This window comes from Glaciecola sp. XM2, from assembly GCF_018595715.1.
Taxonomy (GTDB): Bacteria; Pseudomonadota; Gammaproteobacteria; order Enterobacterales; family Alteromonadaceae; genus Glaciecola.
On record NZ_JAHEOJ010000028.1, the window covers coordinates 248,753 to 264,702 of the forward strand.

At 41.3% G+C, this 15,950-nt stretch carries 16 protein-coding genes; 11 read left to right on the top strand and 5 right to left on the bottom strand.

Annotation, left to right across the window (positions count from 1 at the left end; genetic code table 11):
- The 8 genes from KJ365_RS16560 to KJ365_RS16595 form a co-directional block, all read left to right on the top strand.
- The coding region (locus KJ365_RS16560) for a hypothetical protein (RefSeq protein WP_214452783.1) at nucleotides 1-589 on the top strand (589 nt) is incomplete at its 5' end.
- A 145-nt stretch (nucleotides 590-734) separates the two neighbouring features.
- On the top strand, nucleotides 735-1,334 hold the full coding sequence (locus KJ365_RS16565; protein ID WP_214452784.1) for a DUF2726 domain-containing protein: 600 nt from the start codon (nucleotides 735-737) through the stop codon (nucleotides 1,332-1,334).
- A 66-nt stretch (nucleotides 1,335-1,400) separates the two neighbouring features.
- Nucleotides 1,401-2,093 carry a 5'-methylthioadenosine/adenosylhomocysteine nucleosidase gene (locus tag KJ365_RS16570; RefSeq protein WP_214452785.1) on the top strand — a complete coding sequence of 231 codons (693 nt, stop codon included), beginning with the start codon at nucleotides 1,401-1,403 and terminating at the stop codon, nucleotides 2,091-2,093.
- A 4-nt stretch (nucleotides 2,094-2,097) separates the two neighbouring features.
- Nucleotides 2,098-3,063: a cobalamin biosynthesis protein CobD/CbiB gene (locus tag KJ365_RS16575; RefSeq protein ID WP_214452786.1), complete on the top strand. Its 966-nt coding sequence runs from the start codon at nucleotides 2,098-2,100 to the stop codon at nucleotides 3,061-3,063.
- On the top strand, nucleotides 3,053-3,898 hold the full coding sequence (locus KJ365_RS16580; RefSeq protein ID WP_214452787.1) for a helical backbone metal receptor: 846 nt from the start codon (nucleotides 3,053-3,055) through the stop codon (nucleotides 3,896-3,898). Before KJ365_RS16575 ends, KJ365_RS16580 begins: the two co-directional genes overlap by 11 nt.
- A gap of 258 nt (nucleotides 3,899-4,156) precedes the next feature.
- A complete protein-coding gene (locus KJ365_RS16585; RefSeq protein WP_214452788.1) occupies nucleotides 4,157-4,993 on the top strand; it encodes a class I SAM-dependent methyltransferase in 837 nt (278 codons plus the stop codon).
- A 450-nt stretch (nucleotides 4,994-5,443) separates the two neighbouring features.
- Nucleotides 5,444-6,148, top strand: a complete 705-nt coding sequence (locus KJ365_RS16590) for a hypothetical protein (RefSeq protein ID WP_214452789.1) — start codon at nucleotides 5,444-5,446, stop codon at nucleotides 6,146-6,148.
- 10 nt (nucleotides 6,149-6,158) lie between these two features.
- Nucleotides 6,159-6,650 (top strand): outer membrane protein, encoded by a 492-nt coding sequence (locus tag KJ365_RS16595; RefSeq protein ID WP_214452790.1) that lies wholly within the window; start codon nucleotides 6,159-6,161, stop codon nucleotides 6,648-6,650.
- Between the two features lie 908 nt (nucleotides 6,651-7,558).
- Here the strand turns inward: KJ365_RS16595 and KJ365_RS16600 are convergent.
- Together KJ365_RS16600 and KJ365_RS16605 are read right to left on the bottom strand one after the other, a co-directional pair.
- Nucleotides 7,559-8,386: a hypothetical protein gene (locus KJ365_RS16600; RefSeq protein ID WP_214452791.1), complete on the bottom strand. Its 828-nt coding sequence runs from the start codon at nucleotides 8,384-8,386 to the stop codon at nucleotides 7,559-7,561.
- 426 nt (nucleotides 8,387-8,812) lie between these two features.
- Complete coding sequence (locus tag KJ365_RS16605; protein ID WP_214452792.1) at nucleotides 8,813-9,610, bottom strand: sulfotransferase family protein; 798 nt, start codon at nucleotides 9,608-9,610, stop codon at nucleotides 8,813-8,815.
- 406 nt (nucleotides 9,611-10,016) lie between these two features.
- On the opposite strand from KJ365_RS16605, the gene KJ365_RS16610 reads away from it, so the two are divergent.
- On the top strand, nucleotides 10,017-10,430 hold the full coding sequence (locus KJ365_RS16610; protein WP_214452793.1) for a rhodanese-like domain-containing protein: 414 nt from the start codon (nucleotides 10,017-10,019) through the stop codon (nucleotides 10,428-10,430).
- A gap of 54 nt (nucleotides 10,431-10,484) precedes the next feature.
- Here KJ365_RS16610 and tyrS read toward each other — a convergent pair whose 3' ends face one another.
- Nucleotides 10,485-11,684, bottom strand: coding sequence for a tyrosine--tRNA ligase (tyrS, locus tag KJ365_RS16615; protein WP_214452794.1), 1,200 nt, complete (start codon nucleotides 11,682-11,684; stop codon nucleotides 10,485-10,487).
- A 207-nt stretch (nucleotides 11,685-11,891) separates the two neighbouring features.
- On the opposite strand from tyrS, the gene KJ365_RS16620 reads away from it, so the two are divergent.
- On the top strand, nucleotides 11,892-13,187 hold the full coding sequence (locus KJ365_RS16620; protein ID WP_214452795.1) for a peptidoglycan DD-metalloendopeptidase family protein: 1,296 nt from the start codon (nucleotides 11,892-11,894) through the stop codon (nucleotides 13,185-13,187).
- 42 nt (nucleotides 13,188-13,229) lie between these two features.
- On the opposite strand, the gene KJ365_RS16625 is transcribed toward KJ365_RS16620, so the two are convergent.
- Nucleotides 13,230-13,718 carry an SRPBCC family protein gene (locus KJ365_RS16625; protein WP_214452796.1) on the bottom strand — a complete coding sequence of 163 codons (489 nt, stop codon included), beginning with the start codon at nucleotides 13,716-13,718 and terminating at the stop codon, nucleotides 13,230-13,232.
- A gap of 101 nt (nucleotides 13,719-13,819) precedes the next feature.
- Between KJ365_RS16625 and KJ365_RS16630 the strand changes: the two genes are divergently transcribed.
- Nucleotides 13,820-14,758 carry a D-2-hydroxyacid dehydrogenase gene (locus KJ365_RS16630; protein ID WP_214452797.1) on the top strand — a complete coding sequence of 313 codons (939 nt, stop codon included), beginning with the start codon at nucleotides 13,820-13,822 and terminating at the stop codon, nucleotides 14,756-14,758.
- Nucleotides 14,759-14,773: 15 nt separating this feature from the next.
- Here KJ365_RS16630 and KJ365_RS16635 read toward each other — a convergent pair whose 3' ends face one another.
- Complete coding sequence (locus KJ365_RS16635; RefSeq protein ID WP_214452798.1) at nucleotides 14,774-15,889, bottom strand: HD domain-containing phosphohydrolase; 1,116 nt, start codon at nucleotides 15,887-15,889, stop codon at nucleotides 14,774-14,776.
- Nucleotides 15,890-15,950 lie beyond the last annotated feature (61 nt).

The following is a 15,950-nucleotide window of genomic DNA, read 5'->3' on the forward strand; positions in this document are numbered from 1 at the left end:
TGACATTAACGAAATGATGGCGCCTCAAGCGCCAGAAGCACCTGAGCCGGTCATCGCCGAAAGCTCTGATATTAATGAAATGATGGCACCTCAAGCGCCAGAAGCGCCTGAGCCAGTCATCACCGAAAGCTCTGATATTAATGAAATGATGGCACCTCAAGCGCCAGAAGCACCTGAGCCAGTCATCGCCGAAAGCTCTGACATTAACGAAATGATGGCACCCGAAGCACCGCCGTCACCTCAAGCCGTTACTGAACAAGAAGCGCAATACGCAGCAACACCATCACAAAGCATGGGCATGCCAAGTGTGAGTTGTCCCGAGCGCTTTAATGACGTTGAGATCCCAAAAACCGGCAAACTTTGCCAGATTTTTGCCGCTGATTTTCCGGCAACGATGGTATTTCATGTAACGCAGCCCCCTCAGGAAGTAGTGCAGTTTTATCAGAACACACAAGCATATGGTGCTAGTACAGCAGTTAAAAAGCGCTTTATGTTGCAATCTGACGACAAAAACACCACCATCATTATCTCTGCAGACGGCGAAGGCTCTCAGGTTGACGTATTGGTTAAAAGTAGTTCTGTAGGTTAATCGATTTGCTCTGCGACTGCCCATAGTTGCAGAGCGTCAATATTTTATGGCTCCGTAATTTTTTTGGCATACCCTTTGCTATCACTCCAATAGATTAGTTTCACTGCCGCATAAAGTGGCAGTTTTCTGTAATTTTGGAGTCATCATGGAAATCGCAATCTTATTGCTCGCTGTTTTAATTTGCATCTCGGTATTAGCCGTTAAAGTAAATGACAATAAAGTAGAGTTCCCATTTGCCGTAAAGAAACAACTATTTACATCTGCTGAACGACAATTTTTAGCGCTTATAGAACAGGCTGCAGGCGACGAATTTAGAGTCCTGTGTCGCGTCAAACTTATCGACTTGCTCGCGCTGCGCAGCAATACCGATAAAAAAATAGCAAACAGTGCACTGCTGCGTGCGGGCGGCAAGCAAGTAGACTTCGTTTTATGCGACCGCAAAGACATGACGCCTGTAATGGCCATCGATTTAGTCTATGGTCAAGGAAAAGCCGGCCACAATACACAGCGAGATTTTTTTGTCAGCGGCGCCCTCGACACGGCATCCATTCCACATGCAAGAATTAAAGCGAAAAATGGATATACCTTGGCGGAAATTAAAGAGTGCATTGAAACCAAGCTCATTCCTTTACGACGCCGTCAGGGCAAAATTCCGTTTAATGTGGTGCAAGACAAGCCTAGCATTGTCTCTGCCAATAAACGCCCTACTCGTCCACTTAGTCCTAGCCGCAGAGTAGCTGCTTAAAAACTTGAATTTAAGAACTGAGTGACTATGATGTCGCTCAGTTTTTTACTTCAATAGGACCTGAACATGAAGATCGCGATCATTGGCGCAATGGAAGAGGAAATCACCCTCCTTAAAAGCCACATTTCCAACTGCCAGAACTCAAGCATTTCTCATTTAGAAGTATTTCACGGTTCTATTTTCGAACATGAAATTTACTTAGTACAAAGCGGCATTGGTAAAGTCGCTTCGGCACTCGCCACCTCACTGCTTATTCATCAATTTTCGCCCGACTTAGTCATAAATACCGGCTCGGCAGGCGGCTTTGACCCTGACCTAAACATTGGCGATATAGTGATAGCAGATGCATTGATGTATCACGACGTGGATGTAAGGCATTTTGGTTATGAATATGGTCAGGTGCCGGCGATGCCCAAGCAGTATGTTGCCGATAGCCATGCTAGTGCAATTGCTTTTTCTGCTGCAAATAGCCTTGATAATCTTCAAGTCAAAACCGGGTTAATTTGTAGCGGTGACAGTTTTATTGGTAGCGATGAAGCCGCGGCTAAAATACGCGAAATATTTCCCCAAATGAAAGCAGTTGAAATGGAAGGTGCCTCAATTGCACAAACCTGTCATATGATGGATACTCCTTGTGTCGTAATCCGCAGCCTATCTGATATCGCGGGGAAAACTTCCACTGTATCGTTTGAGCAATATCTCGAAAAGGCGGCTAAAAACTCTGCACTTTTAGTTCACAGGACGCTAGAAGGCTTATAATCTATTGATTGAGAATGCTTTAGACACGGTCCCTGAGTTTTTTCAGATTTGGGGAATCGTCGTTGTTGCTTGGCTTGCAGAGCGGCGTTTTGTGCTCTCACGCTCCTTCGACCCCATTGCGTTATTCCGCTTTGTTTGCGACCAAATGGCACTTAAGGTGCTTCCAAGTGCACAGCAAACTCAGCAACATTACATCTCTGGAGCATTGGCGCTTTTGGTGCTGCTGGCGCCAACCATAACTATCATTTACATCTTGTATGCCATTGCCTCATTTCCTCAAGTTTTTAGTTTTTTATTTCTCTACCTTGCCTTACAGTTCAGCACAACACGAAAATCAATGCTGACTGTACACGACGCCCTAAAACATCAAAAACGGCAGTTGGCCAAAGATAGCCTAAAACCATGGGTACTTAGAGACACCCAAGCGCTTTCTGACATTGGCATTATCAAAGCGGCGATTGAATCGTTCACCTTGAGGCTTTGTCATCAACAAATCACCGTTATGTTCTGGTTTATTATATTTGGTCCGGTGTTTGCCTTAACCTACAGGCTGATTTATGAAGTGGCACAAAGTTGGAACATTAAGTTATCCAAATTTCAGCGCTTTGGCTGGATAGCCGCTCAGTTATCGATGTTATTGCAATATGCGCCCATTCGTTTATATGCATTAATACTTGCTCTACTGGGCCTCATGCAAATGCAAAAAGACAAGGTAAAGCGCTTATTTTCGTTACCAGAGCTTTTATATTTAGGCTCGGGATACGTACTGTTGTGCGCATCCTTATCGCTCAACAGGCATATGAGCGGGGCTGTTATGTATGAATCCTCAAAGCAAAGACGTACCAAATATCTGGGGGATATGGAGCCTAAGCTTAGTGACATCAAAAAATCGAATGAAATAAATACCTACGCGAGTATTATTATCCTTGCGATATTGCTTTTAGTGTCTTGGGGAATACATGCGCCTTAACATTCAAAACCACCTCCTTTTTTCATTATGGGTAGTGTGTTTATTTTTTAACGGCCTTTCATCAGCGCTCGCAAACACGAATCCAACCAATAATATGCGCATTGTGACAATGTCACCTCATTTGACCGAATTGGTTTTTGCGCTGGGTCTTGGCGACTCGTTAGTCGCTGTAAGCGATCATAGTGACTACCCAGTGCAAGCAACATCCTTACCTTCGGTGGTTGGTTATCAAGGCGCCAACCTCGAAGCTATATTGCGCTTGCGCCCCACACATATACTTGCATGGAAAGGTGGCAATAAAGACAGTGATATAGATAAGTTGGTATCGAGCGGCGTGTCGCTATATTCGTCAGAGATTACTGATATAAGCTCCCTGATGGATGAAACGCGCAATATCGCGAAGTTTTTAAACATTGATAGCATAGGCGCGGCACAAGCACACGAAATGGAGTTGGTAATCAAAGCATTACAAAACCGCTTTAAGGGACGTTCACGCAGTATCATTTATTTAATTGGGCTTAACCCGTTAAGGGCGCTAGGCAATGATCCTTGGCTTAATAATCTTTTATCGCTTTGTGGCCTTACAAACGCAATGCAAGACAGCGTAGCGCCCTACCCTCAAATCAGCATGGCTCAAATACTAAGAGCACAACCAAACATTGTGATTGTAGGGACCAAACTCAGCCAACACGAAGTCCAAAATACGTTAGCACCACCTATAATTGATTTAGACACCCAAATTTTAGTAGCAAACCCAGATAAACTTCATCGTTTCACGCCCCGTGCTTTAGATGAGCTAGCGCAATTATGCACAGCCACTTACACGACTAATTAACTGCCTGCGTGCGGTGCATATATTGTCCCCCTTAACGCTTAAAGAGTAAGCTAAACGTCGTGTGACTATGATATTCTTACCAAGTGACGCTAACCCAGGGTTACCTATTGTTTGCAGATAACAGGTTAGTGACATTTTCAAAATATAATTTATTGTTGGCGCTGGTTATTGCATGACTCAGACAGGAGCAACATAAGCGTTTAGTTGGCAACAGGCTAGGCTTTAGATAAGTCTTGTTCAATTTAGGAAAACAAAGAAATGAAACTTCTAAAGCCATTACCAAATGGCCGTAGCTATGAACAAGTAAAAAATCATTATATGGTAGAAAAGGCGCTCGCTGAAAAGCTAAAGAGTTCTGATCGAGAGCAAAGAACCCAAATTTTTTCTACGATGTATGATGAGCTCTTTAGTAAAGTCCCAGACCATCCTCGATTAACAAGGCGCTCGTCCAAACAACTAACCGACCAAGCAAATAAACGTAAATTTGCTTTGCTTGGGCGTTACCTATCACCGGAGTCGGTCGTACTTGAATTTGCTCCAGGCGATTGCAAATTTGCTAAACAAGCATCACAAAAAGTGCACTCTTATATTGGCGTTGATATATCAGCGCAATGCGATAACACAGACAATATGCCAAATAATTTTAAGCTCATCATATACGATGGTTACCGTCTTGATGAGGTAGCTGATAACTCCATTGATGTGATATTTAGTGACCAACTAATAGAGCATTTGCATGAACAAGACGCTCACAGTCATTTAAAGTTAGCTCATAGAATTTTAAAGCCAGGTGGAAAGTACGTTTTTCGGACACCGCATTTATTTTCCGGACCTCACGATGTATCGCAATATTTTTCGTACGAACCTGAAGGCTTTCATTTGAAAGAGTGGACCTTTACGCAAATGAAAGCGGCGCTCAAAACGCATGAGTTCTCAACATTTGACACATTTTGGAGTGCAAAAGGGTTTAGCGTACAACTTCCCAACGCATATTTTGAAATATGTGAATCAATTCTAGGTAAAATGCATAAAAAGCATTTCCGCCCTCTTGCTAAGTACTTAATTCCAACGCTTTATGGTGTTGCCGTTAAATAAGGGCGAATGTATTTAGAAGCCGTTTGTAATTTGAGCTATGAAAGTCGCTGTTGATGCAGGAAAACTGTTTTTTGCAACATAGCAGGTGATGGCTCGCACTCAATCTCATCCTTTCGCAGTATCTCATATCTGACCTAAAATAGGTTGGAGCTTTATCTGATATGCAACTGACCTATCCCCCGATATTAGGTCCACTTGCTAGATGAATTCGCAATGTTCAACGACGCTAACTTTACCAAGTTAGAGTTCGGAGCTCACGACACTAATTGTGTGATTAACTTATAGCAGCCTAAAAAAAGCACGTAATATCAGATACATGAGCAATCAATATACTGTTTTATCATCTGATCTAAACTTTGCTAGCCCACGCTTTAAAACTATACTAAAGTATAGAATATTAGAGCCAGATTTTGTAAATAGTTTAGGTTATTTACGTTAGGAGTTAAAAATATGAGGTTTTTAGTATCTTTGGTCTTGTTTAGTCAGATTATTCTATTTGTGCCAGCCGTGTATGCAACTTTCACACCTCCATCGTATTGTATAGAGGGGAGAACAATATCAAATTTAAAAACAGAAAGTCCAACGTACATTGCGGTTAATATGCCTACGAGGATAAAAGCTGATTTTCACTTTAATCCGTTGGATAATGATAAGGAAGTTTTGTTTTACAATAGTTACGATGGGTATGTAGACCAGCGACTCACTGATTCTTGGGACAACGCTTACACCGATATGTTATTTCCGTTAGCGAGTCAGGGGCAGCAGACGATCTGGATAAATGATGTGACAGACTTTAACAATAGTTACTGTTCTATGACGACAGCATACATCCAATCGATGCCGACAGCATCTGTGCTATCTGCGTCAGGTGGCGGGCAGATCACAATCAGTCTTCAAGCCTCAATTAGCATGTATTCAAAGCGACAAGTTGAAAATAATACTTTTTTACCACTAATAACGTATCGTTTTCAAAATACCGATTACACTTATGTTGAAACGATGCAGACGACATCACAAACAGTATCATTCGCTCCAAAATACCAAGGTTTTCATTGGGTGACTGCTTCTGTTTCTGATGGAACCTTCACTCGTGCGATTAATGTCGGTTCATTATATTTTAGTGGCGGGATTGTTCCTGCCGGTCCAATTAATTAACAGGTGAAGTATGAAAAAATTTAACTTTATTATAATTTGCACATTGGGTTTTCTCTTTGTCCCGTCGTCGCTCGCTCAAGTATCTGCTGGCATCAGATATTCTTCTTATGATTTTGGTGAGGGTGTTTTTGATGATCCGGCAGTAATCGAATTGGCATTTGGGTATAGGTTTAAAATTACGAATGACTTTAAAGCTACACCCGAATTTGTGTATGGGAGGGGTGTTTCAAACATCGACAGCGTTTTTGGTAAAATTAAAATTGAAGATTACATCTCATTGCGAGCCCGCCTTAAATATGATCTCACAGAGACGATAGGAATATTTTATTTGCCCTCTCTCGGTAAGTTGGATCGCTCTCCCTTTGTTGGAGAGGATGATTGGCAATTTTCACATGGAGTTGGGATCGAGTATCAAATTACAGATAATTTATCAACTGACCTTTCCTATGAGTCAATCGATAATATCGGTACTTGGAGTATTGGGCTGAGAAAGCTTTTTTAAGACACTCAAACTGTCATTGTGTTTCTCACGGCATGTATCATGCGCCAAAGCCAAGATCTTTTTAGATCGTGAAATTATCAAACTTAGAGTACACGACGGATTAAAGCTATTTACTCCCCCCTGTGACAGCTGTCTTTTTGACTAGATTAGTTTGTTGAAATATCGAATTATGGAAGTGTTGTATGGCGTGTTAGTTTCCAACTTCATGCGTAGATAGGGCCTTTGTACAGGAAATGAATAATTAAAGCGCAAATGGCCCCACCATTTACTAGCGTTTTTCTTTACTCTTGCAGCAGTAAATGGAGCCTAGGCCCCAAAATTGAAGTCACGTTGAACAGTGAAATCGTTTCCGTATTGTTCATTAGGTGGCGCACGCAAAGGTGGCAATAGTCTTGTTGTATACGTTTTTCGGACACCGCATTTATTTACCGGACCTCATGATGTCTCTCAATATTTTTCTTACGAGCCTGAAGGCTTTCATTTGAAAGAGTGGACCTATACACAAATGAAAGCGGTGCTTAAAACGCATCACTTCTCAAGGTTTGACACATTTTGGAGTGCAAAAGGGTTTAGCGTACAACTTCCCAACGCATATTTTGAAATATGTGAATCAATTCTAGGTAAAATGCATAAAAAGCATTTCCGCCCTCTTGCTAAGTACTTAATTCCAACGCTTTATGGTGTTGCTATCAAGTAATGGCGCGTGTATTTAGATAATGCTAGTTTTGTACCGATAGCTCGCATTAGGTTTACGCATTATATTTTCAACGAAAAAACGTCATCTCCGCGAAGGCGATTACCTTCCACAATCACCAATGATGCGAGTTATTAATTGTTGAGAGTTTACTTTTTGCCAGCGATGCTATCTAGAGAAGCAAACAATATGTGAGAATCGACACCAAGCTTTTTCAATCTAAACGGCTTTTTTCTGCCACTACACCAGATACCCACACTTGCACTTCGGGCAATCGATTCCCCTTATGGAATTCATCTGTTAGGTCAACAGACGTGATGGTTCTTAGTGGTAGTTGATGTTTTTTGTATGGATAACTTATTACCACTCTCGATTCATTAATAGTTACCTTAAATGGTGTTTTAAGGTATTCATAAATAACAGCAAATACCAAAAAACTCATTATCCCGTAGCCCAAGAGAATATTGCCATTGCCCCCCAAAACTGTACCTAACCAAGCAAATAAAACGATACCTAAAATATGCAGTGCATGATACCAATAGCTCTTGGAAAATTCATTCTGCAGTTTGTTATTACAGGACTGATAACCCTCAATCAAATGCTTAGTCAGTCTTTCTCTGAGTTGATTAAAACCATCTAATTTATAATTTACTTGGAGGACTTTGTTACCCTCAGCGTCAAATAAATCTAGGCATTGCCAAAGTGAACGCTCTTTGAATGATGCGATATCCTTCCACTTAACAAGACCTTCCTTTCTCGTTTTATGGCTTGGCCATAAACCTAGGCTATCAGCGCTTAAATCTGCAATGAGGTAGGCTTTTAATGTTCTCCACGTTACAATTGAGAAGAAACCAAAAACAATGGTACAGAACACTGTCGTAACAATCGTTTCCCTAAAAGAATCACCGCTATCAGGTATAAACGGTAATGAAAGGCCCAATAATAGAAACCCTATAAACACCACTAGACAGAGTTTTAAGGTGGTCACATAGCTTTTTCTTAATTTATATTCCTGAATTTCGATTCCGTTCTTTATTTCCACTAAAAGTAGCCTTGTTCACTTGTTTCGCTAAACTGAAGCGGTTATTTAGCAATGTAACTATCCCTTAAAAAACCTGTCTACTAGTAGACCTCATTTTAACTAGAAATGAAGTGTTTAACGATGCCTCAGTTTTCACAAATTTATACTATTTTCACTAAAGCAAAACGTATAAATTTTTATATTTCTATATGGTGTATTTTTTTAATGATGGACCTCGACAAAATAGATATAGCATATGGAGCCTTTCTATGGCGCATTTGCGCCTGATACGCATACTGGTTTGGTTCTTTATTCTGGCAGAAAATAGGCTTCGTAATAGCTCTTTTCGTTTTTAACAGGCATAAGTAGGAATGCTAGTTCTTCTATGAACATGAGGCTTCTTGTTCACTGGCTCAGAGTCATAGTCTATTTGTTGAGAAAACGCGTTCAATTTAAGTCACATCTGGGTTGACCCATTTCTTCAAACTGAAAGTTGTCATAGTCTTGTTTGTACCGTTTATAAATCTTTTCACGGGTTTCGTTTGATATATCCATTAAATCCTGATTATTTGTCCTAAGTCTATTAGCGTTTAACTTAGTATTTTTGGACAATCCATGGCGCTCTACAAACCTATTAACTACCTCGTCTAGGGCGGTGACGTTGATGTGTTCTATATCTTTAAAATCCGGATTGGTGCAATTTAATAATGCGCTTTGTGACATCCAGTGGCGGTCAGAATGTTTGTCGCTGCCCTCTTCTGTGCATAACCAGTCAACAAACTTATCAAAAGACATATCTGGGTAAAGTCCTTTGAATCTGGTTAATATGAAAATATCAGCTGAGCGCTTCTGATTGCTAACTTTATCTAACCAACATGAATATATTCTATCAACTGGATCCCTCACAAATGTAAATTTAGCATAGTGGCGTGTGTCTGGATGCTCTTGAGTAAATGCTTCATATGAAAGGTTTAAACATAATTTACTCTCGGGCAGTGTGTTAGCAAACACGTTCTGCATAGTGCTTGATGCTACCTTGGGATTGCCTATGTAAATCAATTTATATGTATCGTTTAAAAATACCCCTCCTACGCAGTCAGGAGCCGATTTCTCGAATCTTCTTGCCGCAAAACGAGCAAACCAAACGAGAAAGACAAAGAAGCGCAGCGCAATGGGAGATATAGCCAATTTGGAAAACAACAGATTCACTTTACGTTTGAACGTTGAAATCGAACCAAATATCACGTACTCCTCCTAAACTTTTTATACGAAATCAACCCGATTTCTATATTATCAATTGCAAGTCGACTGTGTTTATTGCTTTCTCGCGTTTCGGGCATGACTTAGCACAATCTCCGTAACTTTTTTTCTGTTGTATTTTAACTTCTGTCTATCTTATTAATAATGATTTTTTGTGTTTTATGACGAATAAGTTTTGGGCTCCCTGAGAATTATAAACACTCTGAACCTATGCCGACAGGCTTGATGCTTTGAACAAAGTAAGATGGTATATTAAAATTTAATACATTAATGAGTTAATTTTAATAACCTTATCTTAGAATAACGAGTTAGCGGGACGATCTATGTTCCACAATTGAAGTAATAACTAGTAGCACTTACTCATTATCAAACTTAGAAGGTAAATTAACCAATGAAAGTCTATACATCTAAAATTCTCGCTCTTATCGCGACCTTAACTATTAGCTTAGGTAGTTCCGCATTTGCCAATACAGGGGTAATCACTGAACTTAGTCATGATGCATTCGACGCGCTGACCGCTCAGCAAGAAACCATGATCATAGACGTTAGAACCCCTGAAGAATATGCAGATGGACATGTGCCAGGTGCGATTAACGTGCCAGTGGCAACAGTGATTGATAATCTGTCTGTATTTGGTGAAAAAAACACCCCAATCGTTGTATATTGCCGCTCAGGCTACCGCGCGGGTAAAGCATTGGAAGTATTGGCGAATGCCGGTTTTGGTAACTTGCATCATTTAGAAGGTGATATCACGGCTTGGAAAGAAGCCAATAAGCCTATGGAAATGCCTGAAACAGACGAATAATCTGATTGATTGCACGGGGCACTTTACACAAGTAAAGTGCCTGTTTTTATAAGGTTAGTTGACAATTACCTTTGCGAATTTTCGCTTACCTACCTGATAAACCGCTTCACCCGCTTTATCAATAACGAGTCGGGTGTCTTGCACCTTTTCACTATTAATTTTTACCGCACCTTGTTTGATCATTCGCATGGCTTCAGACGTCGAACCAACTAAACCGGCTTCTTTTAATAGGTTTGCGATCGCCATCCCTTCTGCAGGCAAAGATACTGCCACTTCTGGCATGTCATCTGGGATAGCATTTTTCTGAAAACGCTGAATGAAATCATCGTGCGCGGCTTGTGCAGATGCCTCATCATGAAACCGAGCGATGAGCTCTTTCGCTAAATCAATTTTCACATCTCTGGGGTTTTTACCGTCATTTACGAGTTGCTTCAACTGGTCTATTTCAGAAATTGGCTTAAAGCTGAGTAAATCAAAATAACGCCACATTAGATCGTCAGAGATAGACATTATCTTCCCAAACATCTCATTGGGTGCATCTGTAATACCAATATAATTATTGAGTGATTTCGACATTTTTTGAACGCCATCTAAGCCCTCTAATAATGGCATCATCAAAACCGTTTGTTGCGACTGACCTTGAGACTTTTGAAGCTCCCTACCCATCAACAAATTGAAGCGTTGATCTGTTCCACCTAACTCTACATCCGACTCTAAGGCAACCGAATCCCAGCCCTGAACAAGCGGATACAAAAACTCATGAATAGCAATTGGCTGACCATTGGCATAACGCTTTTTAAAATCATCACGCTCCAACATGCGCGCCACGGTCTGGCTCGCTGCCAGTTTAATCATGCCTGCTGCACCGAGTTTATTCATCCACTCAGAGTTAAAACGAATCGTAGTTTTCGCAGGGTCGAGTATTTTAAAAACCTGATCTTGATATGTCTTGGCGTTTTCTAGGATTTGGGCTTCAGAAAGCGGCTTACGCGTGACGTTTTTACCTGTAGGATCACCAATAAGACCGGTAAAGTCACCAATCAAAAAGATAACTTCGTGCCCGAGTTGCTGAAAAGTACGAAGTTTATTGATCAAAACAGTATGACCTAAATGCAAATCTGGCGCGGTAGGATCAAAGCCGGCTTTAATTTTTAAGGGTTTACCGGTTTTTAGTCGCTCAATAAGCTCTTCTTCTATTAAAATTTCGTCTGAACCTCGTTTTATCTCAGCGAAATCTGCTTCCCAACTTGCCATTTGTTATTTCCTAAATTTTTGAATTTGCGCACTCTATGCTTGTTTGAGCCGCTGAATTTAAAGAGTATTAAAGGCTGTCTCAGTCAGGCATGAAGAAACCATGGTTTAAGCCGATATAGCTATATATGGTAAAGTGAACCTTTAAACTGGAAACGAGACTAAAATCGTTATATTCTTAAATTGAAATTACCGATATTTTACGAGCGTATGATACACAATACAATAAAACATCTACCGAAAGTTCATAGACTCACCTTGTTAGGCGTCTGTGCGCTGCTGGTTATCATTTTATTGAGCCCTACTGATGACGCTAAAGCGTCAAAATTGGCTAACGCTGTCGTATTAGAACCCGGTGTTGCCTATGAGCTGCCGATGCCTGCGTTTCACAACGCGTCTTCATCTGACGCTCAAGCATTCGAACCTGATGACTACATTACCCATAAAGTTGCTCGCGGTGATACGCTAGCCAAAATTTTATCTAAACACGGGCAATCAGCAAGAGTCACGTACAACATAACGCAAGCAGGTGATGACGCCAAACGCCTTAGAAAAATTAAGACTGGCGACAATTTGTATTTACAAATAAATGAAGCTGGCCAGCTAACATCCTTACAGTACCCACTAAACAACACACAAACCTTAGTCATTAAGCAAAGTGATGAAGGTTTTTTGAGTAAAATTGATACCAAACAGGTCGAAACATCATTAGCCTTTGCACAAGGCACTATCGACAGCAGCTTTTGGAATGCGGGCATAGAAGCCGGGCTGACAGATAACAAAATCATGCAACTGGCCGGAATTTTTGGCTGGGATATCGATTTCGCGCAAGAAATTAGAGAAGGCGACTCATTCAACATGGCCTATGAGGCACATTATGTTGACGGTGAATTTGTAGGTTATGGTGACATTGTTGCAGCTGAATTCATCAATCAGGGCGATGTATTCACCGCCATTCAATATACAGATGGCAACTATTACACACCAGACGGGCGCTCCATGCGCAAAAGCTTTTTACGAGCACCTGTTAGTTTTACTCATGTAAGTTCTAACTTTAACCCTCGACGCTTTCACCCTGTGCAAAAACGCATTAAACCACATCGTGGTGTGGATTACGTTGCGCCAGTAGGCACTCCCGTCATGGCAGCAGGCGATGGCAAAGTAGTACGTGCAGCTTATGATAGATTTAATGGCCACCATGTGTTTATTCAACACGGCGAGCGCTATCAAACAAAGTACCTGCACTTTAAAAGTCGTGCGGTAAAAGTCGGTGAATGGGTGAAACAAGGACAAGTGATTGGCTACTTAGGCTCAACGGGGATGGTAACTGGAGCGCATTTACATTATGAGTTTTTAGTGAATGGTGTGCATCGCAATCCTCGCACCGTCGAACTGCCTGAAGCTCGACCTATCGATAAGGCAGAAAAAGATAAATTTATGCTTATCGCTGACCAACAGGTTGCCTTGCTCAACAACAACAAACGCATCATGCTAGCAATGAACTAGTTGAGGTTCGTTGCTCTTCTTATCAGTTTTTCAATAACGTCGTTACGGTGAAAGTGTGGGAGTTTGCTCTACATACTGTTGATGCAACTCACCTACATAATTGGTAGCCGACTCTCTTGTGACCATAGCGAGCTTTTCAAAACACGCTAACCAGCTGAATTGTTGCTGGAGCATGTCTTGTTCGCGCTTAAACCCACGTTGGGTAAGTTGAATACTCACATCCTTGCTAGGGCGAGCAGAGAAGCAGATCTCAACCTTGGTGATATCGTTGGTATCTTCCCAACGCCAAGTAAAGCTTATAAATTGGTTGGGTTTAATATCTTGGTAAGTGCCGACAACGGTTTGCTGAAAACCATCTGGAGACTGCAACACCATTTGAAAATTGCCACCGGTAGAAAATTGCGAGTGAAATTGAGAGACTGACAGGTTGCCCGGCGCACACCACCTCATTATCAACTCAGGACGACAAAAGGCATTAAATACATTCCCAAGACTTGCGTTTAAAATGCCATTTATAGTGAAATCGAACATAAAATATGCGAACCTCATTCAGTCTTCGGTTGAATTAGTTTTATCGGCTTTTACCGTAAATCCTGTACTACTAAATCCCAATAAAAATGAAGGAAATGCACTTGCATAATCTTGCTATCGTAAGTCGCGATCACGCTATTTACCAATCTCTGTATGAACAATACAAAGATAGTTTACCCAGCTACCAGCTGATATATTGCGGTCCTGCGCCTAGTGAAGACGTGCTCAAACATGCCAATATTGTTTTATCAGAGCCAGACGTTGCCGCAAAATTTATCGACCAATGCAAAGCGATGATGTGGTTACAATCCACTTGGGCTGGCAATAACAAACTTCAGCAACACGCAAAGCGTGATTATCTTCTGACAGGTGTAAAAGGGATCTTCTCAGCACAAATGCGTGAATATGTAATGGCTTACATACTTCATTTTCAAAGACGCATACCCGACTTTTTAGAGCTTCAGTCTCGCCGGCAGTGGCATACCTTAGATGTTACAACACTAGAGGCAAAAACATTGGGGATCATGGGGCTTGGTAGTATTGGCATGCCGTTGGCTCACATAGCGCAGTCCTTTGGTATGCATATAAATGCCATTAGCAGAAGCTCACGGGACCTTTCCTCTGCGACTTATTACAGCACTGATGACATCTTAAGATTTGCCCAAACCAGTGACTATATCGTTAACTTATTGCCCGAAACCGAGAATAGCATAGGCTTATGTGACGAGCAGTTTTTTGCCCATATGAAAAACACTGCTGTTTTTATTAACGCCGGTCGCGGTAGCATATTACGTAGTGACCAAGTGCTTGTTAATGCACTTGCAAACAAGCAAATTAAGGCAGCTGTGTTAGATGTATTTCCTGAAGAACCACTTGATTCAAACAGTGCGCTTTATGACGCTCCAAACTGCATGATCACCAACCATAGCGCTGCGGTGTCTAAACCAGAAAAAGTATTTGAAGTCTTTTTAGACAACTTGGACCGTCTCGCACGTCAAGAAGAGTTGCGCTACGTGCATGATTTTACGCGGGGCTACTAGATAGCGCGTGGCGCCCTATTGTTTCAAGTATTTGGTCATGCCTTGATTGAACAAGCGAAGCCACTTTTGACTAAGCTGCCCCTTATAGTTCTTATTTACCGCAATAACTGCCTCGGCTTGGCTTAGCGGCTGTGCGCCATCTTGAGAAACATGCGTTAAATTATCAAATCGGTCTAAAATGGCGAGTAACTTAGCCCCCTCACATATTTGATCGCCAGTAAGGCCCAATGGATAGCCACTTCCGTCGATATTCTCGTGATGTTGCATAACGATCTTTCTAGCCTCATCCCATGCGTTTAAATGCTCAATGAGACGTGTACTTTTATACACATGTGAACGCAGCAAATTTGATTCCATAGCACTTAACGCTTCGGTTTTCGTTACCAAGTTATTTGGCATAAACGCCAATCCAAAATCATGCACATAACAGGCAACAGCAAGCTGGTCTTCTTCAAGAGGTTCGTCACAGAGGCCATTAATGTAAAAGGCCAAAACTGCTAATCTATCTCCACGCCCTTCTTTATATCCAGCTCGCTTTTCAATAGGCTTCATTAATTCTCTAAAGAAAAGCAAGTCATCTTGTTTTTCAGGGGAAAGTGATTTTGGAACGCCTGTTTTTGCCAGTTCAATTTTGGCGCTCTCAGCATCCTTATCTCCCGATGATGCGCTTTCAGTCAAACAATTTACCGCTTTTTGTAATAGCCGTTCATGGTCTGCTTGATTGTTCGCTGAAATCGTTTTTATTACGGCAATTGTGTTGTCTAGTGCAACTTTGTCATACTCGGTCTTGCCGTGCTTAATGCAATCGCTCACAAAGCCAGAGACTCTATCCATTAACTTGAGCACTAAATCACTAAGTAAGCTTGTATACGTTGCTTCGCCTTTTCGCAATAAATCCAGAATATCCTCTAGATATTGCAAAACTTCAATCATAGGCATAAAGCCAACCAGGCCTAAATCACCTTTAATGGTATGCACAGAGCGAAACAACGCACGTTGTAGTTCATTATCAAGAGGCGTTAACTCAAGTTCGATAAGCGTTTGCTCGCTTGCTTCGTGCAATTCATGAATCTCTTCGCTTAAATCCGAAAGGATGTCTTGTTCTAGTTCTTCAGGAATAAATGTAGCCATATACCAAACGTGTCGCCGCTCTCTATCAATTATGCTTAATATATCGGCCAATATGCTTATA